This is a genomic window from Pelistega europaea (assembly GCF_013133775.1).
Taxonomy (GTDB): domain Bacteria; phylum Pseudomonadota; class Gammaproteobacteria; order Burkholderiales; family Burkholderiaceae_B; genus Taylorella; species Taylorella europaea.
The window spans coordinates 13,450-35,812 of sequence record NZ_JABGBO010000012.1 but is presented as its reverse complement, the minus strand read 5'-3'; the positions used below and the strand labels follow the sequence as shown (position 1 = coordinate 35,812).

The 22,363-nt window shown below is 39.9% G+C and carries 18 protein-coding genes; 7 read left to right on the top strand and 11 right to left on the bottom strand.

All coding sequences use genetic code 11. The features are described from left to right. Positions 1-300: 300 nt before the first annotated feature. Together HKX40_RS09975 and galU are read right to left on the bottom strand one after the other, a co-directional pair. A complete protein-coding gene (locus HKX40_RS09975) occupies positions 301-1,428 on the bottom strand; it encodes a glycosyltransferase family 4 protein (protein WP_216605231.1) in 1,128 nt (375 codons plus the stop codon). A gap of 342 nt (positions 1,429-1,770) precedes the next feature. Then, a complete protein-coding gene (galU, locus tag HKX40_RS09970) occupies positions 1,771-2,610 on the bottom strand; it encodes a UTP--glucose-1-phosphate uridylyltransferase GalU (protein ID WP_171589434.1) in 840 nt (279 codons plus the stop codon). 278 nt (positions 2,611-2,888) lie between these two features. On the opposite strand from galU, the gene pgi reads away from it, so the two are divergent. Beyond that, complete coding sequence (gene pgi, locus HKX40_RS09965) at positions 2,889-4,457, top strand: glucose-6-phosphate isomerase (RefSeq protein ID WP_171589433.1); 1,569 nt, start codon at positions 2,889-2,891, stop codon at positions 4,455-4,457. Between the two features lie 109 nt (positions 4,458-4,566). On the opposite strand, the gene HKX40_RS09960 is transcribed toward pgi, so the two are convergent. The 5 genes from HKX40_RS09960 to HKX40_RS09940 all read right to left on the bottom strand — a co-directional run bounded on the left by HKX40_RS09960 (position 4,567) and on the right by HKX40_RS09940 (position 10,837). Beyond that, positions 4,567-5,466, bottom strand: a complete 900-nt coding sequence (locus tag HKX40_RS09960; protein ID WP_171589479.1) for a glycosyltransferase family 2 protein — start codon at positions 5,464-5,466, stop codon at positions 4,567-4,569. Between the two features lie 455 nt (positions 5,467-5,921). Further along, positions 5,922-7,508: an inorganic phosphate transporter gene (locus HKX40_RS09955; protein WP_171589432.1), complete on the bottom strand. Its 1,587-nt coding sequence runs from the start codon at positions 7,506-7,508 to the stop codon at positions 5,922-5,924. Between the two features lie 305 nt (positions 7,509-7,813). Beyond that, positions 7,814-8,017, bottom strand: coding sequence for an excalibur calcium-binding domain-containing protein (locus tag HKX40_RS10815; RefSeq protein ID WP_281360258.1), 204 nt, complete (start codon positions 8,015-8,017; stop codon positions 7,814-7,816). Positions 8,018-8,439: 422 nt separating this feature from the next. Then, complete coding sequence (locus HKX40_RS09945; RefSeq protein ID WP_171589430.1) at positions 8,440-10,041, bottom strand: GMC family oxidoreductase; 1,602 nt, start codon at positions 10,039-10,041, stop codon at positions 8,440-8,442. Beyond that, positions 10,034-10,837 carry a shikimate dehydrogenase family protein gene (locus HKX40_RS09940; RefSeq protein ID WP_171589429.1) on the bottom strand — a complete coding sequence of 268 codons (804 nt, stop codon included), beginning with the start codon at positions 10,835-10,837 and terminating at the stop codon, positions 10,034-10,036. The genes HKX40_RS09945 and HKX40_RS09940 overlap by 8 nt, the downstream gene beginning before the upstream one ends. A 163-nt stretch (positions 10,838-11,000) precedes the next feature. Here HKX40_RS09940 and HKX40_RS09935 point away from each other — a divergent pair, with 163 nt between their 5' ends. The 6 genes from HKX40_RS09935 to HKX40_RS09910 all read left to right on the top strand — a co-directional run bounded on the left by HKX40_RS09935 (position 11,001) and on the right by HKX40_RS09910 (position 17,264). Beyond that, positions 11,001-11,687, top strand: coding sequence for a GntR family transcriptional regulator (locus HKX40_RS09935; RefSeq protein WP_171589428.1), 687 nt, complete (start codon positions 11,001-11,003; stop codon positions 11,685-11,687). A gap of 143 nt (positions 11,688-11,830) precedes the next feature. Then, positions 11,831-13,042 carry an ABC transporter substrate-binding protein gene (locus tag HKX40_RS09930; RefSeq protein ID WP_171589427.1) on the top strand — a complete coding sequence of 404 codons (1,212 nt, stop codon included), beginning with the start codon at positions 11,831-11,833 and terminating at the stop codon, positions 13,040-13,042. Positions 13,043-13,112: 70 nt separating this feature from the next. Further along, entirely contained in the window at positions 13,113-13,976 is an 864-nt protein-coding gene (locus tag HKX40_RS09925) for a branched-chain amino acid ABC transporter permease (RefSeq protein ID WP_171589426.1), read from the top strand. 13 nt (positions 13,977-13,989) lie between these two features. Next, entirely contained in the window at positions 13,990-15,780 is a 1,791-nt protein-coding gene (locus tag HKX40_RS09920; protein ID WP_171589425.1) for a branched-chain amino acid ABC transporter ATP-binding protein/permease, read from the top strand. Beyond that, positions 15,773-16,477, top strand: coding sequence for an ABC transporter ATP-binding protein (locus tag HKX40_RS09915; RefSeq protein WP_171589424.1), 705 nt, complete (start codon positions 15,773-15,775; stop codon positions 16,475-16,477). Before HKX40_RS09920 ends, HKX40_RS09915 begins: the two co-directional genes overlap by 8 nt. 28 nt (positions 16,478-16,505) lie before the next feature. Beyond that, positions 16,506-17,264, top strand: coding sequence for an SDR family oxidoreductase (locus HKX40_RS09910; protein ID WP_171589423.1), 759 nt, complete (start codon positions 16,506-16,508; stop codon positions 17,262-17,264). 90 nt (positions 17,265-17,354) lie between these two features. On the opposite strand, the gene HKX40_RS09905 is transcribed toward HKX40_RS09910, so the two are convergent. The 4 genes from HKX40_RS09905 to HKX40_RS09890 all read right to left on the bottom strand — a co-directional run bounded on the left by HKX40_RS09905 (position 17,355) and on the right by HKX40_RS09890 (position 22,356). Then, positions 17,355-18,806 carry an NAD-dependent succinate-semialdehyde dehydrogenase gene (locus tag HKX40_RS09905; RefSeq protein WP_171589422.1) on the bottom strand — a complete coding sequence of 484 codons (1,452 nt, stop codon included), beginning with the start codon at positions 18,804-18,806 and terminating at the stop codon, positions 17,355-17,357. A gap of 27 nt (positions 18,807-18,833) precedes the next feature. Beyond that, a complete protein-coding gene (locus HKX40_RS09900) occupies positions 18,834-19,580 on the bottom strand; it encodes an SDR family NAD(P)-dependent oxidoreductase (protein ID WP_246233679.1) in 747 nt (248 codons plus the stop codon). A 143-nt stretch (positions 19,581-19,723) separates the two neighbouring features. Next, positions 19,724-21,118 (bottom strand): dihydrolipoyl dehydrogenase, encoded by a 1,395-nt coding sequence (gene lpdA, locus HKX40_RS09895; protein WP_171589420.1) that lies wholly within the window; start codon positions 21,116-21,118, stop codon positions 19,724-19,726. Between the two features lie 11 nt (positions 21,119-21,129). Further along, positions 21,130-22,356: a pyruvate dehydrogenase complex dihydrolipoamide acetyltransferase gene (locus HKX40_RS09890; protein ID WP_171589419.1), complete on the bottom strand. Its 1,227-nt coding sequence runs from the start codon at positions 22,354-22,356 to the stop codon at positions 21,130-21,132. Positions 22,357-22,363 lie beyond the last annotated feature (7 nt).

Genomic DNA, 22,363 nt, shown 5'->3' with positions numbered 1-22,363 from the left:
CCAACGCATCCAAAATCAAACATATGCCATCCAGCGTTGAAACAGTTAAATATCATACCGCTTTTCAATACTGATGAAAATCTCTCTTATTCCACGCTTTCTTACAATCCTTTCAATCCATTGCAATTTTTACGTAAAAAAACCTAGTTTTTAAAAGTCAGTAAAATGGTAACTATCTGTTTTATTAGTCTTATTTTAAAGTATTGAGTATCGACGAAACGTTACCCTTTCACTAACCCATCCCCATTTCACAAACACTTATTACCCGTATATATTGAGTACAGAAACAACAACGACTAATCAACGTTTATTAAAAATAGAAGGCAACAATAACCAACGAGGACAACGCCATTTAACGAGACGAGAATATAACCAGATATAGGCACTTGCAAAAATCAACATACCAACACATAACAACCAAGCCGAGTCCCAAAACAAGGTTGCAGGAACTAGATTTAATAAGGTCAACACCCATAGATAAGGCGAAGTCAAGGCATTGCACAAATAGCCTGGTGTTTCCTTGCCATCTCGATCAAATGTCACTCGCACTAAACGACGAAAAATCAGTTGATGTAAATGTAAGGCATCAGGCTGGTCAACAGGCACCCCACGTTTAAATTTACGCCGCCAGATAGAAAATAAAGTTTCAAACACAGGATAAAACAACACCGCTATCGCATAAAAAGGAGATACTGATGGATTACGCATCACTAACAAGACGGACAATTCAGCTAACGCAAAACCAATAAAATACGCACCACCATCACCTAAAAACACACGACCAAAAGGAAAGTTCCACACAAAGAACCCAACAATAGCAGAAGCCATAGATAAAGCGATTGTGAAGACAGCCATATCACCGACTTGATAGGCGACCAAAGCAATGGAGATAGACATCAGTACCGATGCCATAGAGGCAAGACCATTCATCCCATCAATCAAATTCAATGCATGAGTACATCCACCCACAGCAATAACTGTGAAGATAAGTGAGATAGGCCAAAAACCAAACAAATAGTCGAAAACCTCAACATCTACTCGACTCACTCCGCCAAAAAACCACCATGCAATAGCAGCCGATAAAAAAGCAGCCAATAAACGCTTACCAGCCCCCACATCTTTGGTAATATCTTCAAGAATACCGGCACCAAATACTGGTAGAGATGCCACAAATAACGCAGGCCATAACCAATGTAGAGTCGTATTGTCTGGTTTACCCCACACCAACAACCCAGCCAGAGTACCAGCAAACACAGCCAGCCCTCCAACTCGAGGGGTAGAGACCTTGTGAGAGGCCTGGGGTTTATTCAAATCATAATCCCCCGTAAAACGCCCATGCCAGCGTTCAGAGAAAACAATTAACCCTCCCACCATAAAAGCAGTGAGTGCTACATAAAGGTATTGTATTGAGATAGTTTGCGTATCCATATTATCGAATAAAGCCCTAATCGCGTTATCTTAACGTGATTTTAAATATCACGTATGAATTCTAGCGAGAGTGTTTTTTTCAGGCAACACTTTAAGACTTTTTTACAATTTACTAGGGTTTTTACCTATATTTATCTTGCAATGCACAAAAAAGAATGTCATAATTACGACATTGATGGTTGATTCCATCTACAGTTGTCTCCTCCACCCTCCTCCTTTGGTGGATTTTGCCCAGAATCGATAGGTTCTGGGCATTTTTTTGCCCCAAAAAACTGAAAACATAAAAAGACAAGGGGGACTTTGTTTTTTACTCCAAATCCCCTTGCGTTATTGCACTAAAAATTATTCCACACTTAGACCGTGGTACTTCCTACCGATAGCAATATTGGCTTTAAAAAAACCTTCCTTGCTACCACAATCATAGCGAGTGCCTTCATATTGAAATCCAAACACCTTGCGAGTCTTAAGCATGGCAGCAATACCATCTGTTAATTGAATTTCACCGCCCGCCCCTCGACTAACATGACGAAGATGCTCAAAAATCTCTGGCTCAAGAATGTAGCGACCAACCACAGCATTACGCGAGGGAGCTTGTTCAGGATTCGGTTTTTCAACAATGTTATTCACTCGCATAGTACGTTCAGCACAGGTAGCTCCAGCAATAATACCGTATTTTTTCGTATCAGCTAGAGGAACCTCCTGAGTGCCTAAAACACTGCCATCATTCGCATGTGCTGCCTGAATCAACTGCTGAGTCACTGAGACGTCAGCATCAATCAAGTCATCAGCAAGCAGTACGGCAAAAGGTTCATTACCCACCACAGGTTCCGCACATAAGACCGCATGCCCCAATCCTAATGGCGCTGGTTGGCGAATATAAATGCAGTTAACATTACTAGGTAAAATACTGGTCACAATATTCAATAGCTCTGTTTTTCCCTTATGCTCTAGTTCAAACTCCAACTCAGGCATACGGTCAAAATGATCCTCAATAGAGCGCTTATGACGACCTGTAATAAAAATCAAGTCCGTAATGCCTGCACGCACAGCTTCTTCGACAGCATATTGAATCAGAGGCTTATCAACAATAGGAAGCATCTCTTTAGGCATCGCTTTAGTAGCAGGCAAAAAACGAGTACCCAGCCCAGCAACAGGAAATACAGCTTTACGGATAGGATTCATAGCAAAACCTTTGTGAATTCATAAAAATTACTTGCTATTATATTACACGATAGACATACCCTCTATTTAAAAGTCTTTGTCATAAAATTTCAATTTTCTGGAATCTCTAAAAATAACTAGTCAGTTTGGGAATAAAACATAACCTCCCTCCTTTATTTTTATTCCTCCTATATCCCTCTTTCTGCATCTTGAAATTGTCGTTGAGCTTTTTATTGTAAAATATCCACGGTTATTGTTGATTACAGGAATCAATGTTCAATCACTCTTGAGGCTGATTTATGACATTACCTCCATTACATACACTTTCCGAATGGCAACAATTCTGTACTGCCGTAACTGATACAACTCTTGACAAGCACCAGCTACGTGTTTTTCAGGCAGCAGGGATTCATTTTGATTTAAGTGCACAACGTTATTCTCAAAATATTGAGCATGCTATTCATGCCTTACTTCAAGCCCGCCATTTTGATAAACAGCGTCAAGCCTTATTTGACGGTGCTGAGATTAACAGTACCGAACAACGCCCAGCATGGCATATCATGCTACGCAACCCTCAACCCACCGAAGAAGTAGCAGAAGAACGCAAACGGGTACTGGAATTCGTACGCCGTACCGACAGTGACCGTCGCTGGCGTAATATTGTTCATATTGGGATTGGGGGTAGTGATTGGGGGGTACGCTTAGCCAATAGTGCTTTTGGTTATGCTGGTACTTGGCGCAATATTCGTTATGTAGCCAATATCGACGGGCACGCAATTGAAGCAGGGCTTGCTGGGCTTGATCCTCGTGACACCCTCATTGTGGTTGCAACCAAATCATTTACAACCGCCGAGACAATGGCAAATGCACAACGAGCCCTAGAGTGGCTCCAAGCAGCTAATATTGACAATCCTTTTAATCATATTATTGCTGTCACTGCTAAACCAGAAAAAGCCGAACAGTGGGGTGTGCCTAAACACCAAATCTTTAAATTTTGGGATTGGGTGGGCGGACGCTTCTCTCTTTGGTCTGCAGTAGGTGTTGCTGCTGGGCTAACCGTTGGTTCTGGTGTATTGGCAGGTTTACTCAATGGTGCTCACGCGATGGATCAGCATTTTTTAAATGCTCCCATCCCTGAGAACATGCCTATTCAAATGGCCATGGCCGAAATTGCTAATCGCAGTGTACTTGGCTATGGTTCACGTAATCTGGCTGTCTACGACTCTCGTTTAGCCAATTTAATTCCTTATCTACAGCAGTTAGAGATGGAATCGTTGGGTAAGTCAGTCGATCATTTAGGACAACCTATCAACATACCCACAGGTCCTGTGGTTTGGGGTATGCCTGGCACCGATGCTCAACATACATTCTTTCAGTGGCTACATCAAGGCACAGACGGTGCTCCTGTAGACTTTATCGTCTGCCAGCATGAAGACCATCGCTGGAAAGACCATCATCAACAATTACTGGCACACTGTCTAGCACAACGAGAGGCTCTACTGAATGGCAAGACAGAGAAAGAGGCTTATGCCGAAAATATCGCAACAGGAATGAGTGAAGAACAAGCTCTCCTATTGGCCAAACATCGCAAACAACCTGGCGGTCGCCCATCAAACCTAATTGTGTTACCACAACTGACCCCTTTTGCATTGGGCGCTTTATTGGCATTGTATGAACATAAAGTATTTGTCGAAGGGTTAGTATGGGGGCTTAACCCCTTTGACCAATGGGGGGTAGAGCTAGGAAAGGTTCTTGCTAGAGGCATTGAGCAAGAAATAAAAGGACAACAAAAGGTTTCAACTCAGCATAATCCATCGACAAAATACTGGGTCGAGAAGTTTAGCGATAAGGAAAGCCACATGCTCTAAGGAGATAACATTGATACCGTTCACTGGAATAGGTATCCACTTCAGTATGGACCACAAGGGGGATATATACCGCACCAGCTATCTATTCCCCTTATTACACCAACATAGACTACCTATACATTATGCTAGCTACTGGTTTCATAATCGTCACCAATAATTTAGCTCGCCAATCCGTTAACTGTCCCCACACAGGAAGCTCTTGCCCTTGTTTCTTTAGCACTTTTGCAAAACGGTTATAACGAATAGCCGCTTTGATGAATTCCATGGGCTGATACCAGAACCAAGGCAAACAATCATTAACCATATCTTTTGCTAGCCATAATAGCCCCAATGCATGTTTATCCCCCAACATAACACCCTCTCTTGATAAAGAATCTGTGCTATCAAAATAAGTTCGATAAACATGATTGATAAATAGTGTTTTATATCCTGCCCGTGCAATACTGCGCCATACGAGACTTTCTGGTACAAAACCAGGCACATTTTCAGGAAACGGAAACTTACGCAAGACATCTGTCACTAGACAACCAAATTTTTCACCCCTTACTTTATATCTAAAATACATATCAAGTGTAGTGATAGATATACTATCTTGAGGATACTTATCGCCCACAATGCTCCCATCTGGATTAGCACATAAACCACAAATCCCTACATATTGTTCTTTATTTTCTAGAGATTCCCACCGTCTCCACATATCATCTAATGCATCTGGTAGCATCGTATCATCACTATCCAGGGCAACGAGCAACTCCCCTTTTGCTTCACGAACACCATGGTTAAAAGCAGCCTTTTTATGTTGATTTGTTTGCCAAACATAGCGTATATTAAGTTTACCCTCCGCAATCCATAAATCTACCAATTCTTTGGTGTTATCGGTTGAGCCATCATCCACAATCAACCATTCAAATGATTGAAACGTCTGTGCAAGCAAACTTTCATATACCCTAGATAAAGTATGGGCACGGTTATAACTTGGTGTCATCACCGTAATGGGTAACGTTGACATCATCGCCTCCAAAAATAGTGAGAAGCTCATTTTAATACGTTTTGTTGTGCTGCTATCAATGAATAAGACGAACCAACGTAATAAAAATATATATTCAATTAATACTAAGAAATCATCAAGAACATCACCACGCATCACATTTTTAACGTGGTTTTAATTCACTCCCCTCGCATGAGAGTGACCCTATCCTATGTAACGACATCCGTTGTATAACAAAGAATGCTTTTTTACTTCTTTTCCTTAAAAATCAATTACCACCAACCCCTCTTATAACATCATGTACACCACAAGTTAGCACTAAACTACAATCCAACACTACACCATTGTCTGGAAGACCTACTAGCCCCCAACAAAAAAAGCACTACTTTCCTATGAAAATAGTGCTTAATTTAAGGGGAGGTTTTATAAAGGCATAACTATGGAATAATGCCCATTATCCCTTTACCACATCTATCTTAGAATACTGCTCTTAATCCCAAAAAGATTACAACAGATAAAACCGCAGCAGATGGTAAAGTCACTACCCACGCCGTCGCAATAGGCTTCATCAACTTCCAGTTAGCGTTACGATTGACAATACCGATACCTAATACCGCACCAACAAGAATATGTGTACTAGACACCGGCAAACCGAGCAATGAAGCTAGCATCACAATCGTTGCCGCTGATAACTCTGCTGTAAAACCAGATGCAGGGTGCATCTCAGCAAGATTAGTACCTACAGTCTGGATAACTTCTTTACCAATAAACCATAAGCCCACTACCAACGCAATACCAAAAGTCACCATAACAATGGGTGGCACTGCTGCCTGTGAAGAAATCTCACCCGTACGTAACACATCAAGAATAGCCGCAAAAGGACCAATCGCATTAGCAATATCATTTGCACCATGACTAAATGCAAAACCAGCAGCTGTAAATACCTGCATCCAACTAAAGATAATAAAAGTTGATTTCACTAAATCTTTATGTTTCAAAGTTCGTGCATAAATATAAGTTCCCATCCAAATCAATGCCCCCACCATGATAATGATAAGGAAATTATGCAACGTACTTAACCCCAGTTTCAGATTGTTAAGCCCTTTAAACAACAACATTGCCGCAATCATCATAATGCCCACACTAGAAATAAGCGGAACCCAATGTTGCAGAGCCTTATGTGCGTCTAGCGATTGACGACGTTTATCCAGAGCATAAATACCTTTATAGTATTCAGACTCTAGCTCCAATTCATCTTCATTATTTTCTCTTTCCCCATAAGTCTGTGCATCACGCGCCATTGCAGAAGCAGCAATAACCTTTTCATGTTCAGACATAGCTTCAAAACGTGTACGGTATTGTTCTTTATGAGCCTTTTTAGCCTTCTTAATATCTTTTAACTCAGCATCAACACGTTCGTTATAATCAAGCACATAAATCTTAATCTGGCGATAGAGGATAAACGCCATTGCCCCACCTAACACAGGTGATAAGACCCAAGAAATAGCAATTTCACCAATCTTGCGCCATTGCACTAAATCTAAACTACTTACCCCATCAGTCGCAACCATTACCCCTAAAGCCAAAGACGCCCCTACAATACCCCCAATAATGGAATGAGTAGTAGAAACAGGCCACCCCTTCTTAGTAGCAAAAAGCAACCACAGTGCAGCAGCCAAAAGAGCAGCCATCATAATAAAAACAAAATCCAATGGTTGAATATGAAGGGCTTGTAAATCAACAATGCCAGAACGGATAGTTTTGGTAACTTCGCCCCCTGCAATAACAGCACCAGATACCTCGAAAACTGCAGCAACCCCCAATGCCTGAGGCACTGTTAATGTACCAGCCCCCACACTAGTACCAAAAGAGTTAGCGACATCATTACCACCAATATTGAACGCCATAAAGACGCCAAACAAAGTGGCTAATACAAAAAGCGTGGGGAAATTACCTTGCGTGTAATCAAAACCCCACACTAAAAAATAACTAACCGTGACAAACAACGTCACAGCAAACGCCACACTGGCAATCCGTGGAATATGATCCTTCTGATTTGACATACAATTTGATTTATAAAGACAATAAGTCTAATTATAACATTTTGTATATTTCAGTTTTGTGAAACGTCATGAAAATTTTGGGGTAAAAAACAACATCTAATAAGAAGTTATTGGCTGTTGCACAAATTGGAAGTTGAACAATTTTAAAAAGTTCAACTATCAACTATTGATGAAGAGATGGAGTAGTTTTTTCTCTCAGTAGTTCTTACAATAGATGAGTGATAAATGAAAAAAGATAACTCTTGACGTATAAACGTACCTGCATACAGTGAAGAGACCTCTGCAACAAAGTAAGGATGGACTTCTTATTTTCCTTTCCGCCCACATACGTTCTCGCAAGGAATACCATCTCTATCTCTATCCAGCCTCGTCATACCACATCGATTCAAGTAAAATTTTGCTTCCTCACATGAGCTCATTTCTTTGCAATATTTTCTACCTTCATCGCAATGATACTTCTCCTTGGCTATTGCGAGTTCAGTTGACAAAACGATACATGCGAGAAGCATCAGAAAAATTTCCCTCATCCCAGACCTCTTTCATGTTCATACCCAGCCACTGCCATCCTTTGCAGACTCAAACAAAGCCTATAATGCTTACATTGATATCAAAACTAACATAGCTGCCCCCCAAAATGCCAGCACTCTATTAAACAATAAAGAATCGTACCAATATGATTACTAGCCCAAGGCTCCGCACTACAAGCAACAAAGGCTGATGTAACAATATCCAATACAATGCATTGTTATACAATGTTATCTTACTTCTCCTATAATATGAGAAAAAGATTTAACTCTTCAATACGCCATTAAATGCATTCTATACTACTTTATGGTTGAATAAACAGACCATGGATGAGCAATCAACGTTGACAATAGAGAGCAAGAAATTGACACTTCTAGGCAACTTCTAATCTTTGTTTGATTATAAATTACAATCCATATTCCTTGCGGATAATATCACTTCCTTTCTCTGCTACCATCATGACAGCAGCCTGAATATTACCTGAAATCATCTTAGGAATAACAGAAGCATCTATTATACGCAACCCTGTCACTCCCATTACTTTAAGCTCCGAATCTACAACAGCCATATCTTCATTCGCTCCCATCCTACACGTTCCTATTGGATGATAGATGGTTTGACCATTTCGTTTAGCAAAATCTAGCCACTTTTCATCACTATCCACTGCAATACCTGGGCTCATTTCTTCTATAAGATGTGGTTTAAAGCTGGGAGTATTCACTATCTGTCTAGCTATTTTCATTCCATTAACCAAAACCCTTTGATCAATTTCTGCTGTCAACATGTTAGGAGAAATTTTGGGAGGGACAGTCATATCAGGGGATTGACTATGAATAAATCCCGCTGATTCTGGACGTAGTTGAGAAACGCCAAATGTCATACCAGGTTGAGTATCTAATTTTCGGTCTGCTGCATTTGCATAACTTGCATGAATAACAAAATATTGTATGTCAGCAACTTCCTGATCTGGAGTAGATTTAACGAATCCATGGATAAGTCCCGTCCCAAAAGTCAATATGCCCTTTTTAGATATATAGTACTTGGCGATATTACAAAGTAACTTTGCCCCTCTAGAAGATTCATTTAATGTTTCAAAACCATTAATTCTCCAGTTCATTCGTGTAGCAAAATGATCAATATAGTTTTCTCCGACATTGTTATTAGCATGCACTATTGAAACCCCTAGTTGATTTAGAATTTCAGGGTTACCAACGCCTGACACCTCTAAGAGCTGAGCACTTTGAATAGTTCCTGCACTTAAGATGACCTCTTTTCGTGCTTGCACCACAAACTCTTGCCCCTCTTTTTGGTAAACCACGCCAATACATCTTTTACCATTAAAAATTACTTTCTTGACAAAGGCATTATCACAGATTTTCAAGTTCTTCCTATGCAAAATAGGTTTTATGTAACCATCCACAACACTCCAGCGCTTGCCCTCATGCTGCAGAACTTGGTAATACCCGACACCTTCTTGCTCTCCAGCATTGTAATCCTCATTAAACGATACTCCATATTCCTGAAATGCCTTGATGAAAGCATTAGCGATTGGAGGATTCTCTGTTACTCGAGTAATATGCATTGGACCAGCATGGCCTCTTTCTTTTCCGCCTCCAGGGAAATTTTCAATCCGTTTAAAATAAGGTTGGACTGCCTCAAAATCCCACCCCTGAACACCTAACTCTTTCCAAGAGTCATAGTCCTGCTTAATTCCCCTGACATATATCATCCCATTAATTAGCGAAGACCCACCCAGTCCCTTGCCTCGGGGAACGGCAATTTCACGGTTATAGAGATGACTTTCTTTTTGAGTATGAAAAAGCCAATTGTATTTAGGCATTGTCATCAACTTACTAAACCCTGCCGGAATACTAATAAGAGGCGAATGTTGTTGAGTTCCTGCCTCTAGCATCATGACCTGCACACCTGTATTTTCTGTTAATCTATTAGCTAGAATACATCCAGCAGTACCTCCTCCAACAATGACAAAATCAAATTCATTATTCATCTTTTGATGCTCCAAAAAACTCAGCCATTAACTCAACTTGCCCTTCTAGCATAGGTGTTCCGTAATGTATTTGGCACCCTTTTTGTAGCGCTGCTTTTAATAATGCTGTTTCCTTTGGCTGCATAATAATTTCACACACCAGCTGACTTGTATCTAACGTATCAACATCAAGAGGTAACGCATCCCCGTCCTTTAAACCTAAAGAGGTTGCATTGACTACCACATCATGTCCAGAAACATTGCCAGTGCCAATATGAATATCAAAAGATGAATTAACCATCAATAATTTGTCTCTTAAATCTTCCGCTTTTTGCTGAGTTCTATTGCCTATTGTTAGCTTAGCAACACCCTCATTAAGCAAAGCAAAAGCCAGTGCATTCGCCGCTCCCCCCGCCCCTGCAAGGTATACAGACTTATTTTTTACAGAATGATTATGCCCCTTAAGTCCTCGAATAAATCCTTCTCCGTCTAACATATGTGCCTCTAAAGAGCCATCTTCATGTTTCCTAAATACATTAGCCGCTCCCATCATTGAAGCCTCTTTCGTCAAACGCTCACAATACTGCAATACATCCATCTTATGAGGTACAGTGACTACACACCCCCCAAAATTCTTAAGACCTTTGAAGAATTTCATAGCATCTGCCAAAGACTGTTTGGGAATATGAAGAGGAACAACCACCCCATCAAACTGATGTTTTGCAAACACCCTATTAAGCATTTGTGGCGTCTGCACATGATGAATTGGGTCTGCAATAATAAAAAATACTTTGGTATGTCCTGTAATTTCTTTCATAGATGTCTCCTCTATTGATATACTACTAATTTCATAAAAGTATATCATATATGATGTATTTTATTTATATGTAGCTTTTTTGAGACATACCACACTCGTTATGGTAACCTTTGTTATATCATGATGACATATCATATTTAACTTAGTCCCTGAGTAAATAATAATGCCAGAATTAAAATTTAATCCAATTCAAAAAGAAAGCCTATCCATCAAAGTCTACAACAACATGAAGAATGCATTGATGTCTGGAGACTATCAACCGGGAGAGAGGCTTGTTATTAGTGAAATAGCTCAAGCTATGGGAGTCTCAATAACCCCCGTACGTGAAGCCATATTCAGGCTAGTCAGCGAACAAAGTCTAGAACTAAAAACAGCCACGGCAATCCATGTTCCTGTCCTGACATCTCAAAAACTTAAAGAAATCCAGCTTATTCGCTTTCATTTAGAAGGAGCTGCTGCCGCCGCTGCTGCGGAAAATGCTACTGACGAAGATATCAAGCGCCTATCTACCATCCAGGATGAACTCGAGAAATTTGCATTTACTGACCCTACAAAGACCTCTGCTTTAAATAGAGAGTTTCACTTTGCTCTCATGGATGCAAGCAAATTGACCACATTAAAAGCAACTGTTGAACCTTTCTGGGTATTGTGTGGCCCTACAATCAAGATTTTCCATGTCAAACTTGCTGCCCAAAAAGACAATGACTTGCATAAAACCCATCGACATCGAATAGTGTTAGAAGCCTTGAGAAATAAACAACCTGAAGTGGCAAAACTGGCTATTCAGGAAGACTTAATGTGGGGCGGGCATTACATGATTCAGTGGCTCATGGAAAAAGAACAATCCTAATTTTCCTCATAAATCAGATACAGATAACATATAAGGGTTAGCACGAATATTCAAATTGTGTTCAACCATTTAGATTATAGGGTATTAAAATATGATATATCATATTTTAATACCCTATAATCGTTTTAATACGGAGACAGCACATGACAATCTTCAAACATTTATTAACATGCTGCGGCATCTCAGTAGCATTAACAACTTTATCTACACTTGCCCATGCTACCGACACCATTAAAATTGGCTCTTTATACCCACAAAGTGGTGCTTTAGCCTTGCTCGGACAAGAAAGTTCCCGTGGTCTTGATTTAGCCGTTGAAATGCTTAATAAAAAAGGTGGACTTTTAGGCAAAAGAATTGACATTGTTGCGGCAGATGCAGTTAATCCCACTCAAGCCGTGAGCGAAGCTAAACGCTTAGTGTCTGATAATGTTGTTGCAGTATTTGGAAGCTATGCTTCTGGGATTTCATACGCAGCCACCCCTGTTACTGAGCTAGCAGGTGTACCTTATTTTGAACTAGGAGCTGTCGCACATAAAATTACTAATAGGGGATACAAATATCTGTTCAGAAGTAATCCAAACGCAACGCTTTATGGACAGTCTGTCGTGGATACATTGGACACACTCATTGCTCCTAAAATGGGGCTAAAAAAGGATGACATTAAAATTGGCATCATCCATGAAGACGGCCCCTATGGAACAGAAGTCGCCGCAGCAGAAAAAACAAAAGCGAAAGAGCTTGGTTACAATGTGGTCCAAGTCTTACCTTATTCAGCAAAAACAGTGGACTTATCCTCATTGATTCTCAGATTAAAAGGCAGTAAAGTCAACGTCGTTTTACAGACATCTTACCAAAATGACTCTGTTTTGTACTTTAGACAAGCCAAAGCTGCTAACTTCAAACCACTGATTACAATCGGTGCTGGCGGTGGCTACTCCTTGAAAGACACGGCAACCGCAGTAGGAAGTGATATTGAAGGGGTATTTGATTTAGATTTCCCTCAACCTTCTATCAAACCTGATTTTGCCCCAGGACTTAACGATTTTCTTACAGCTTACGAGCAAAAATATAAATCGAAACCACAATCAGGACACAGTTTAGCGAATTATGTTGGAGCTCTAGCTTTCTTTGATATTATTGAAAAAGCTCAATCAACTGATAAAGACAAAATTCGTGAGGCAGTTCTTAACTACAAAAAAGAGCCTGCAACTAGTGCGAATGGTTGGGGATTTGGCTTTGGCGAAGATGGTCAAAACGTTAGTTCTGAATTCTATGTCATGCAGTGGCAGAACAATGAGTTAGTCACTATTTACCCCGAAAAATTCGCTCAGAAAGAAGGAATCTACAAAAAATAACTCAGATGATTAAAGAGATCGTATTACTTGTCTAGTGACAAGTAATACGACTACTTTTAAAGGAGTATCCATGGAGATATTTTTACAGCTACTCATTAATGGCATTCTATTAGGTGGAGCTTATGCCATTATCAGCCTAGGATTAACTTTAATATTTGGCACTGTGAGAGTAGTCAACTTTGCACATGGCGAATTTCTCATGTTGGCCATGTATATTATTTATTTAATATCAACGCAATTTAATGTTCATCCCTATGCCAGTGCAATTCCTGCCGCCATTATATTGTTCGCTGTGGGGGCACTAACACAAAAAGTTATCATTCAGCCACTATTAGATGCAGATGAGCATATACAGATTTTTGCAACAGTAGGCTTGTCTACTGTTTTACTAAATCTTGCTCTGGTGATTTTCGGAGCGGATTTATATCAAACTTATTCAGAAACAAGTGCAGCTATTTTATCTATTGGCCCATTTTCAATTGTACAAGGTCAAGTTATTACCTTTATTGTTGCACTAATATTAGCAGTAGCATTACATATATTCCTACACAGCACATTCTTAGGTAGAGCTTTACGTGCTGTTTCACAACATAGATACGCCGCCTCTCTTATGGGAATTGATGTAAAAAAAGTCTATGTTATTGCTTTTGGATTAGGTGCATCGTTTGTTGGTATAGCAGCCGGTTTTTTATCGCCTCTTTACCCTGTTTTTCCTACTCTAGGAACTTATTTTGTTCTAACTTCTTTTGTCATTGTTGTCTTGGGTGGTCTAGGTAGCCTTAAAGGAGCCTTTTTAGGTTCATTAATTATTGGAATCATTGATACGCTTTCCAGCTATTACATAGCCCCAGACCTAAAAGAGGTTGTCTATTTTGGCATTTTCCTTGTCATCTTAGTATTAAAACCAACAGGTCTTTTTGGACATAAAAAATAATAGGAGAACCAATATGATTCCAAATTTCCTGCATCCTAAAAATTACCTTAGTTTGCTCTCATTTCTTTTGATGTTAGCAATACCGGTATTGTTCCCTTCACCTTTTATTACAAATCTATTTACGTCTCTATTTGTTTTTGCTGCATTAGCGATGGCCTGGAATATCGTGGGAGGCTTCGCTGGACAACTATCATTAGGTCACGCAGTTTATTATGGGATAGGTGGATACACTGCATCACTCTTGACAATCAACTTTGGGATTTCTCCGTGGATTGGAATGGGCATAGGTGCTATTATTTCGGGTGTTATCGCAATCATTATCAGTTACCCCACATTACGACTTAAAGGACCTTTCTTCTCCCTTGCTTCTATTGCTATTTTGGAAGTAGTCCGCTTACTTGTCATTCACGAAGAGGAGTTTACTGGAGGGTCAAGTGGCGTCAGTATCCCATTAAACATAGGATGGGAGTGGATTGTCTTTCGTGACAAACTGAATTATGTCTTTATCGCATTCGCTCTTTTTTTAGTTGTATTATGGATTTCATGGCTTATCAGGACATCTCGTCTAGGATTCTACCTCATTGCAGTGAGGGAAAGAGAAGATGCCGCCAAAGCTGTAGGTATTAACACCGCTCGAGTACAAGTATATGCAGCAACAGTTTCTGCATTTTTAACAAGTATAATTGGCTCATTTCACATCACTTATTTGACTTTTATTGATCCAGAATCCGCCTTCTCTTTACAACTATCTATCCAGATAGCTATGTTTACCCTAATTGGTGGCATTGGGACATTAACAGGACCAATTGTAGGAACGTTTATTGTGCTTCCTATCGCTGAATTAGCAAGGGGATGGTTAAGTGCATCAGGGAATGGTGTTCACGGCTTAATCTATGGCCTTATTCTTGTAATAGTTGTACTTACCGTCCCTCGAGGAATTGTGGGTGTACTAAAAGATCGAGTGTTATCTTTTGTTGAAAAGCTCCCAAATTTTGGGCGTTTAATCCACCACCATACTCAACAGATACAGCAAACCAATCAACATTTTGAACCACAATTACCTACGGATGAAGTCATTCTGAAAGCAGAAAAATTGCATAAACGGTTTGGCGGTTTACAAGCCACCAATAATGTCTCTTTCTCTGTCTATAGAAATGAAATTCTCGGTATTATTGGTCCTAATGGTGCTGGTAAAACTACCGTCTTTAATCAATTATCAGGTTTCATTATTCCCGACGAAGGTACTATTACATTTAAAAATAGAGAAGGTGAATGGGTTAACTGCAAATCCCCATATGAATTTGCTAGAGCAGGTCTAGGAAGAACTTTCCAAATTACCCAACCATTTACTGGATTAAGCGTCTTAGAAAACATCATGATTGGAGCTTTCTTAAATACATCTAGTCCAGAAGAAGCTCGTCACGTTGCTCTTGAGATTGCAGAAACAACAGAATTATCAGACTTGATTTATACCGAAGCCAAAAATCTCACTATTGGAGGAATGAAGCGATTAGAAATAGCAAGAGCTTTGGCAACTCAACCGCATATTCTATTATTGGATGAAGTATTGGCTGGTCTTAATCCTACTGATATTGAGAAAGCTATCAAAATGATTAAGAACATTCGCAACTCTGGTGTAACCATTGTATTAATTGAGCATATGATGCAAGCCACTATGGCACTATCAGATCGAATTATCGTTATCAATGAAGGAAAAATCCTCACTTCGGGAAAACCTAAAGAAGTCATCGAGAATCCCGAGGTAATTGAAGCATATCTAGGCAAGGAGTTTACACATGCTTAAAGTTAATAAAATCTCATCTGGATATGGTAAAAGTCAGATTCTTTACGACTTATCTTTTGATGTAAATCAAGGGGAAGTAGTCACCCTTATTGGATCCAATGGAGCTGGCAAAACAACCACTTTGAAAACAATTTGTGGCGTTATCCCAGCCACTAGTGGAAATGTTATCTTTGATGGAAACGACATCACAAACTTAACTCCCAAAGCTATTGTCAATAGTGGAATTTCTATGATTCCAGAGGGAAGACAACTTTTCCCTGATTTTAGTGTCCAAGAAAATTTAGTGATTGGTGCCTTCAAGAAAGAGGCAAGACATCACTTGCATGACTCCATTGATTATGTGCTATCAATTTTTCCTAAATTAAAAGACAGGATTCACCAAAAAGCTAGCTCCTTATCAGGAGGCGAACAACAGATGGTCGCCATCGCCCGAGGCTTAATGTCTAAACCTAGACTTTTAATCTTTGATGAACCTTCTTTAGGACTGTCGCCTTTACTTGTTTCTCAAATGTTTGACATTATTCAAACTATTTCACAATCAGGAATAACCGTATTATTGGTCGAGCAAAATGTTTTCCATACACTCAAGGTTGCCAATAGAGGTTATGTTATCGAAAATGGCTCCATTGTCATCGAGGGAAACAGTAATGAGTTATTACATAACCCACATATCAAAGAAGCCTATCTCGGACATTAACAAGACTCTTACTCAAGGAGACAAAAATATGATTGATGGTAAAACAGTACTTATTACTGGTGCTGCTGGAGGTATTGGTACCGCTATTATCAATGCTTTTGCACAATATAATGTAAAAATTGGAATGATCGATCTCAACGAGACTGCAGGACTTGCGTTAACCAACAGACTATCTGAAAAGAATATTCAAAACAAATTTGTCGCAACAAACCTAGACTCATATGCGAATTGCAAAGCTGCATATGAACAAATTGTAAACGACCTAGGTCCAATAGATGTTCTCATCAACAATGTGGGTATTTCACCAAAACACAAAGGTAAACCTGCCAACATATGGGAGCTTGACCCAACAGAATGGGAGCAGGTAGTTAATCTCAACTTAAATTCTGCATTCTATCTCACACATTTAGTTTCCTTACATATGACTCAACAAAAATTTGGAAGAATTATTTCTATGTCGTCTGTTGCTGGAAAATCTTATTGTCATTTTGTCGCATCGCATTATTCTGCGACTAAAGCAGCTATTATTGGTGCTACTCGTCACTGGGCTGCAGAACTGGGACCTTTTAATGTGACAGTTAATGCTTTAGCCCCTGGAAGAATCAATACACCTCTTATTCAAAGTGTCTCTCAAGATATTAATGCTGAAGTCATTGCCAATACCCCTCTTCAACGCCTAGGCAATCCTGAAGAGGTTGCCGATGCCTGCATATTCTTAGCATCAGATAAAGCCAATTTCATCACTGGGCAAGTTATTGATGTTGCAGGTGGCTGGTTAATGACATAATCTTACCACCAAGCAGAATTGCTAATACATCAAAAAAAGGGCTAATGATTACATTAGCCCAAACCCTTGAAGAGAAGAGAAATTTAGATACTATGCTTTGATTCCAGCCATACACATGTATTTCAACGTTAAGTAATCATCAATACCGTGTCTAGACCCTTCTCGTCCTAATCCCGATTCCTTGATACCACCAAAAGGTGCTACCTCATTAGAAATGATGCCTGTATTGATACCTACAATACCATACTCTAATTTTTCAGCAACATTCCATACTCTAGAAAGATTATTCGTAAAGAAATAACACGCCAAGCCAAATTCAGTATCATTCGCCTTATCAATAACTTCTTGCTCACTCTCAAACACAAAAATAGGGGCTAATGGTCCAAAGGTTTCTTCCTTAGCCACTTTCATGTCTTGCGTTACATTAGCTACCACAGTAGGCTCAAAAAAATTCCCACCTAATTGATGAGGCTTACCCCCTGTCAATAACGTCGCTCCTTTAGATAAGGCATCTTGAATATGTTCTTGTACCTTGGCAACAGCCTTCTCATCTATTAATGGCCCCATATCTGTACCATCTTCTAGTCCAGACCCTACTTTTAATTGACGAACCGCCTCAACTAGCTTCGCTGTAAATTGTTCATAGATATTTTTGTGTACATACAATCTATTTGCGCATACACATGTTTGTCCAGCATTTCTAAATTTAGATAAAATAGCACCCTGTACAGCCTCATCTACATCAGCATCATCAAAAACAATAAAAGGTGCATTCCCTCCCAACTCCATCGAAACTTTTTTCACTGTAGTTGCAGACTGCTTCATTAATATCTTACCAATCTCGGTAGAGCCAGTGAAGCTCACTTTACGTACTAAAGGATTAGAAGTCAGTTCAGACCCAATTTCTCTCGCATCACCAGTGACTATTGAAAGTACACCTTTCGGGAAACCGGCTTGTTCAGCTAAACCAATCAAAGCCAAAGCAGTTAATGGTGTTTGAGAGGCAGGCTTAATCACCATAGTGCACCCCGCAGCCAATGCTGGTGCCACCTTGCGGGTAATCATGGCAGCAGGGAAATTCCAAGGGGTAATGGCAGCACAAACACCAACTGACTCCTTGATAACTAATATACGTTGCTTCGTATTTGGTGTTGGTACAATCTCTCCGTAAGCACGTTTGCCTTCCTCGGCAAACCACTCAATAAAACTAGCTCCATATAAAATCTCATTCCTTGCTTCTGTTAAAGGCTTCCCTTGCTCTAGTGTCATGATAACCGCTAAGTCATCAATATGATTTAAAATTAATTCATACCATTTCTTCAAATAAGCTGCTCGTTCTTTCGCTGTCAATAACTTCCAAGATTTCCAAGCCTCATTGGCACCCTCAATAGCCTTTTTGACCATATCTTGCTTAATAGATGGCACATCAGCCAAGTGCTCACCTGTCGCAGGATTTGTCACAGAGAAAACATCTGGCGACCCCGCCCATTCTCCATTAATGTAGCTCTTATTCCTAAAAATCTTAATATCACCAATGTTCATTTATATCTCCTTTACTTACAAATACGATTAAGCCACGTATAGTCCACCATTTACGTGAATATTTTCTGCTGTAATAAAACTTGCTGCATCACTGCACAAGAAGGCTATAACAGACGCAACCTCCTCTGCCTTACCCAACCTCTTCAGCATAGAATCAGCTTTAGATTGATTTTGTCGGTCATCAGGAATGTTATCAATCATCTTTGTCGCAATAATCCCTGGAGAGACAACATTCACCCGCGTTCTAGGACCTAACTCTCTAGCCAAACTTTTAGTAAGGCTAATGATGCCTCCTTTCGACGCACTGTAATGAGAGTTGTAGAATGCTCCTCTATGAGCAGCCATTGAAGACAAATTAACAATGGCACTATGCTCAGATAATAATGGGACTAACCCTTGAATTAAATAGAAAACCCCTGTCAAATTAATGGCAATGACACTATCCCACCGTTCTTTGGTTAAAGACTGGATGGGATCTACAGGGTATATTCCTGCACATGGAATAACATAATCCACTTCTTTGTAATAATTTCGTATCTGTTCAACGAAATAATCAATAGCTTCGTATGAGGACACATCTAATGCAAAACACCTAACAGACAAGTCTAGCCTGATGTTTTTTAGCTCTGTTTCCAACGTTTGTAGTGTTTTTATATCACGATCACAAAGAATTAAAGAGGCTCCTGCTTCAGCAAATAGCTGTGCACACGCCTTACCTATTCCACCTGTTGCTCCTGTGATGACGACATTTTTATTTTGAAAGTTAAATTGCAATTTAATACCCCTTTTGATGACGTAAAAACTACTACCTAGCACCATCCGTCATAGTTTAAATATACCGATATTTCACCATTTAGCGCAATATAGGATATACCCTATATGATATATCATTATATTTTCTAAAAAAATTTCTCTCTTTATGTATGCAGTGCCTGACCAAATGCCGCTAATACCGCCTCATGCATTGCCTCAGACTGAGTAGGGTGTGCAAAAATAGTTTCCATTAACTCTTGCTCAGTTGTCTCCAGACTCATCGCTATGCCATAGCCTTGCAACATTTCAGTAACATCGTGGCCAACCATATGTGCTCCTAGTAACTCTCCCGTATTCCGTTCAAAGATTACCTTAACGAACCCTTCTGTCGCTCCAGCAGCAATAGCCTTACCATTGGCACTAAAAGGAAACTTCCCTATCCTATATGAAATTCCTTTTTGTTTAACAACCTCTTCTGTCATACCAATGTGTGCAACTTGAGGATATGAATAAGTACAAGCAGGAATCCTTCCAAAATCCAATGCCTTAGGAGTTTTACCCGCTATTTTTTCTATACACTTAACGGCTTGGTGATAGGCCTTATGTGCCAAACAAGGTGCCCCTGCAACATCACCAATAGCGTAAATACCTTTCTCTGCAGTAGCTCCAAAGTCATCTGTACAAATAAAAGAATGCTTAACCTCAACCTTAGTATTTTCCAAACCTATTTGTTGAATATTACCAACCACCCCAATGGCTACAAGCACTTTATCTACTTGTATAACCGACTCTTCATTATTATCAAGGGTAATATTCCATTTACCTTCTTGGTATTCTGCTCTTTTGACCATTGTACCTACATGAAGGTGAATGCCGTCTTTACTAAGTACATTCTGCATATAAGCAGAAACCTCACCATCTTCCGCCGGCAAAATACTACCCCCAGCTTCTATCAAGGTAACATCTACCCCCATATCATGATAAAAACAGGCAAACTCTACACCAATAGCTCCAGCACCTATCACTAACAATTTCTTGGGAAGGCATTCAGGCATCAAAGCATCTTTGTAATACCATACTCCCTCTTTCCCCATAGGGAAAGTATCTAATACTCTAGCACTGGCTCCAGTGGCGACAACAATATGTCGTGCATATAAAGTCTGTTTTCGTGTATCTTGAGTAATAACAATGCTACCTTCTCCTTGGATATATGCTATCCCTTGAAAAACAGTCACATTATTCTTCTTCATCAAGTGCTGTACCCCATTCTGAAGTTGTTTTGCCACCTTTCTTGAGCGCTCTACAACATTTGATAAATCAACGCTAATTCCTTGTACACTAATACCATAGTCCTTAGCATGACGCAAAGAACGTAAAACAGATGCGGAACTTAGCAGAGCTTTTGTAGGAATACATCCCCAATTAAGACAAATACCACCTAATTGATTTTTTTCTACAATTGCTACTTTTAAACCCAACTGTGCTGCTCGAATAGCGGCCACATAACCACCAGGGCCAGCTCCTATCACCACAACATCAAATTTTTCCACTTGGTTCATAGTATTATTTCCTATATAAGTGCTCTTAGTGGGTTTTCGATTAGTTTTTTAAGCTGCATTAGCCATTCTGCAGCAACAGAACCATCAATGGCTCGGTGATCAACAGACAAAGTGACTGACATCATCGAAGCGATGACCATCTGTTTATCCTCTACGATAACTCTATCTTCCGTAGCTCCTACCGCCAATATAGCGGCTTGCGGTGGATTGATAATAGCACTGAACTCTTGAATACCAAACATACCTAAATTGCTAATGGTAAAGGTTCCTCCCTGATACTCTGATGGTTGCAATTTTCCCTCTCTTGCTCGAGTAGCCAGGTCAGAAATTTCCTGACTGATAGCCGATACACTTTTTTGCTCTGCAGATTTGACAATAGGGGTAATTAAACCTCTATCGGTAGAAACAGCAATGGCAATATCGCTATGATGATATTGTCGTAGCCCTTCATCAGACCAACTAACATTTACTTGAGGATACTGATGAAGTGCATAAGCGACAATCTTGGTTAATAAATCATTCACTGAAATTTTACGTTCAGCGTGCTGATTCACATTTGCCCGTAATGCTAGCAACGCATCCATTCGACAATCCACTTTCACATAAAAGTGTGGGATAGTATTCTTGCTCTCGAGCATACGTCGAGCAATTGCTTTTCTCATAGAAGAATGAGGAATATCCGTATAAACCTCATGGTCTGGTATGGCGACATTACGCATCGTTGGTGCCATACGATTAGTTTCCAAGACACGTTGAATATCGTTCTTGACAACTCTGCCATTAGGCCCTGTTCCTTTAACGGTTGATAAATCTATATCGTTTTGTTTTGCTAACCTTCTAGCAAGAGGGCTAGCAAAGATTCTCGAAGAGCTACTCACCACAGGAAGGTCTTGATTTACTGAATCAGACATCACAGGAGACTGACTCGTATCCCCTGCTGCATCAGGAGCGATTGACGGCACTTCACTAAGCAATGCATTTACATCTATATTTTTTTCATCATGATTTAACAGGACAGCAATAGGTGTCCCAACTTTCACATCACTACCCGCCTCAATAAGAATCTTACCAAGGACTCCCTCATTATCTGCCGCAAATTCAATAATTGCCTTATCTGTTTCAATCTCCGCAAGACAATCACCTACAGATACTTTTTCACCCTCTTTCTTCGTCCACGCCACAATCACTGCTGAAGGTGTATTTGCCGATACCTCTGGCATATGTATTAATGTTGCCATTACAACC

Excerpts from the sequence above, each read along its gene's own strand:
- HKX40_RS09910 (WP_171589423.1), top strand. The coding sequence starts at position 16,506 with ATGATTGATGGTAAAACAGTACTTATTACTGGTGCTGCTGGAGGTATT.
- HKX40_RS09930 (WP_171589427.1), top strand. The coding sequence starts at position 11,831 with ATGACAATCTTCAAACATTTATTAACATGCTGCGGCATCTCAGTAGCA.
- HKX40_RS09935 (WP_171589428.1), top strand. The coding sequence starts at position 11,001 with ATGCCAGAATTAAAATTTAATCCAATTCAAAAAGAAAGCCTATCCATC.
- HKX40_RS09905 (WP_171589422.1), bottom strand. The coding sequence starts at position 18,806 with ATGAACATTGGTGATATTAAGATTTTTAGGAATAAGAGCTACATTAAT.
- HKX40_RS09945 (WP_171589430.1), bottom strand. The coding sequence starts at position 10,041 with ATGAATAATGAATTTGATTTTGTCATTGTTGGAGGAGGTACTGCTGGA.
- HKX40_RS09955 (WP_171589432.1), bottom strand. The coding sequence starts at position 7,508 with ATGTCAAATCAGAAGGATCATATTCCACGGATTGCCAGTGTGGCGTTT.
- HKX40_RS09975 (WP_216605231.1), bottom strand. The coding sequence starts at position 1,428 with ATGGATACGCAAACTATCTCAATACAATACCTTTATGTAGCACTCACT.
- HKX40_RS09960 (WP_171589479.1), bottom strand. The coding sequence starts at position 5,466 with ATGTCAACGTTACCCATTACGGTGATGACACCAAGTTATAACCGTGCC.
- HKX40_RS09940 (WP_171589429.1), bottom strand. The coding sequence starts at position 10,837 with ATGAAAGAAATTACAGGACATACCAAAGTATTTTTTATTATTGCAGAC.
- HKX40_RS10815 (WP_281360258.1), bottom strand. The coding sequence starts at position 8,017 with ATGCTTCTCGCATGTATCGTTTTGTCAACTGAACTCGCAATAGCCAAG.
- HKX40_RS09920 (WP_171589425.1), top strand. The coding sequence starts at position 13,990 with ATGATTCCAAATTTCCTGCATCCTAAAAATTACCTTAGTTTGCTCTCA.
- HKX40_RS09925 (WP_171589426.1), top strand. The coding sequence starts at position 13,113 with ATGGAGATATTTTTACAGCTACTCATTAATGGCATTCTATTAGGTGGA.
- galU (WP_171589434.1), bottom strand. The coding sequence starts at position 2,610 with ATGAATCCTATCCGTAAAGCTGTATTTCCTGTTGCTGGGCTGGGTACT.
- pgi (WP_171589433.1), top strand. The coding sequence starts at position 2,889 with ATGACATTACCTCCATTACATACACTTTCCGAATGGCAACAATTCTGT.
- HKX40_RS09890 (WP_171589419.1), bottom strand. The coding sequence starts at position 22,356 with ATGGCAACATTAATACATATGCCAGAGGTATCGGCAAATACACCTTCA.
- lpdA (WP_171589420.1), bottom strand. The coding sequence starts at position 21,118 with ATGAACCAAGTGGAAAAATTTGATGTTGTGGTGATAGGAGCTGGCCCT.
- HKX40_RS09915 (WP_171589424.1), top strand. The coding sequence starts at position 15,773 with ATGCTTAAAGTTAATAAAATCTCATCTGGATATGGTAAAAGTCAGATT.